At 71.4% G+C, this 1,716-nt stretch carries 1 protein-coding gene; it reads right to left on the bottom strand.

The genetic code is table 11. The features are described 5' to 3' along the window. The coding region (locus tag ACFXB5_RS53685) for a polyketide synthase dehydratase domain-containing protein (RefSeq protein WP_385223368.1) at window positions 1-1,716 on the bottom strand (1,716 nt) is incomplete at both ends.

The raw sequence follows: 1,716 nt of genomic DNA, 5'->3' as shown, positions 1-1,716 counted from the left end.
TCGCTGCCCATGGTGGCTTCGCCGGGGTACATGCCCAGGGCGATGAGTACGTCGCGGAAGTTCAGACCGGCGGCACGCACCCCGACCCGCACCTCTCCCGGCAGGAGGCTCCGGGTGTCGGCGTCGGATCCGGTCAGTGTGAGGTTCTCCAGGGTGCCGCGGTCGCTGGTGTCCAGGTGCCAGGCGTCGGTGTCGCCCGGGGGCATCAGCGCGTCGGTGACTGCCGTGGTCGTCAGTCGGGGGAGGGTGATGGCGCCGTCGCGGATGCGGGCCTGGGGTTCGCCGGAGGCGACCAGGATGGGCAGGACCTCTTGGGAGGCGGGGTGGTCGTCGGTGTCGATGAGGACGATCCGGTCGGGGTGCTCCGTCTGGGCGGTGCGCACCAGTCCCCAGACGGCCGCGCCGGCCAGATCATCGCTGGATGCCTCGACGACGAGGGGGGTGGTGGTGTCTGCGGCCAGGTGTTCCTGTACCCGGGCCAGGGTTTGGGCGGTGATGCGGTGGGTGTCGGCCAGGACGTCGTCGCCGGTCGTGGGCACTGTGTACCGCTTGCAGTCCACCGTGATGGTGGGGGCGGCGGGGGTATAGGGGGACCAGTCAAGGTTGTACAGGTGGTCCGTACCGGGCCTGGCGCCGCGGAGATGATCGGCGGCGAGCGGCCGGGTGACCAGCGAGTCGATGGTGATGACGGGTTGGCCGGTGGTGTCGGTGGCCAGTAGGCGGATGGCGCCGGTGTGGTCGGTGTCGAGCCGGACCCGGAGGTGGGTGGCGTCGGTGGCGTGGACGGTCACGCCGGTCCAGGAGAACGGCAGGCGCGGCGTGCCGGCGTCCACGGTGCTGAGGGCGGCGGGGTGCAGGGCCGCGTCGAGTAGCGCCGGGTGCAGGGGATGCCCCGTGGCGGTACCTGCGGCGGTGGGCAGCTCGACCTCGGCGTAGAGAGTGCTTTCGCGTTGCCACAGGGCGCGGAGGCCTTGGAATGCGGGGCCGTAGTGGAGTCCGGTGTCGGCGAGTCGCTGGTAGGCGTTGGTGAGGTCGATTTGGTGGGCGTCAGCGGGTGGCCAGGCACCGAGCTCTGTTGCGGAGTGGGCCTCGCGGTTGAGGGTGCCGGTGGCGTGGCGGGTCCAGGTGCCGGTGGTGTCGCGGCTGTGGAGGGAGATGGGGCGGCGGCCGGTGTCGTCCTCGGCGCCCACGGTGACTTGGACGGGGGTGGGGCGGGTCAGTGTGAGGGGCGTGTGGATGACCAGTTCGTCCAGGGTGGTGTGACCGGTCTCGTCGCCGGCCCGGATCGCCATGTCGAGCAGTGCCGTGCCGGGGACGATGACGGTGTCGCCTACCGTGTGGTCGGCGAGCCAGGGGTGGGTGCTGGTGGACAGTCGCCCGGAGAGTACGAGCTCGCCGCTCTCGGCCATCGTGGTCACCGCGCCCAGCAGCGGGTGGTCCGTTGTCCCCAGACCGGCTCCCTCTACCTCGGCGCCCCCACCCGCGGTGTCCACCAGCCAGAACCGTTCACGCTGGAACGGGTAGGTCGGCAACTCCACACGTCGGCCCTGCGGGACTATGGCGGACCAATCGAGGGCCACGCCGCTGGTGTGGGCTTGGCCGGCGGCGGTGAGTACGGTCAGGACCTCGTTGTGGTTGCGGCGGGTGGTGGGGATGAGGTGGGTGGTTGGGGGGAGGGTGGTGCGGGCGAGGGCGGTGAGGGTGGTGTCGGGGCCG

Origin of the sequence: Streptomyces sp. NPDC059455 (assembly GCF_042750115.1) — a bacterium.
Taxonomy (GTDB): Bacteria; Actinomycetota; Actinomycetes; order Streptomycetales; family Streptomycetaceae; genus Streptomyces; species Streptomyces endocoffeicus.
Note: the sequence above shows the minus strand (reverse complement) of the source record. Positions and strands in the feature narration are given on the sequence as shown.